The sequence below is a fragment of the Plebeiibacterium marinum genome, assembly GCF_026013615.1.
Taxonomy (GTDB): domain Bacteria; phylum Bacteroidota; class Bacteroidia; order Bacteroidales; family Marinilabiliaceae; genus Saccharicrinis; species Saccharicrinis marinus_A.
This window is the reverse complement of the sequence record NZ_JAPDPI010000150.1, coordinates 1-392: the sequence shown is the minus strand read 5'-3', so window position 1 is coordinate 392 and position 392 is coordinate 1. Positions and strand designations below refer to the sequence as shown.

The 392-nt window shown below is 49.5% G+C and carries 1 protein-coding gene; it reads left to right on the top strand.

Going from position 1 to position 392, the window contains the following annotated elements; translation table 11 throughout:
• On the top strand, positions 1-392 hold a 392-nt coding region (locus OM074_RS21275), incomplete at both ends, for a thiamine pyrophosphate-binding protein (protein WP_494515701.1).

The following is a 392-nucleotide window of genomic DNA, read 5'->3' as shown; positions in this document are numbered from 1 at the left end:
GCAGCAATGGTTGAAAAAGCAAAATCAGGACACCCGGGCGGCGCCATGGGAGGAGCAGATTTTATTAACATTCTTTATTCTGAGTACCTTAACTATGATCCTAGCGACAGGAACTGGGTGAACAGGGACCGTTTCTTTTTGGATCCGGGTCATATGTCGCCAATGTTGTATGCGCAGTTGGCATTAACAGGTGCTTATACCCTGGAAGAGTTGTCTAATTTCCGCCAGTGGGGAAGCCCGACACCGGGACACCCTGAGGTTGATTTCGACAGGGGGGTAGAGAATACTTCCGGGCCTCTTGGACAAGGGCATACCATGGCAGTAGGGGCAGCTATCGCAGAAAAGTTCCTGAAAGAGAGATTTGGCGAATGGATGTCTCACGATATCTATAC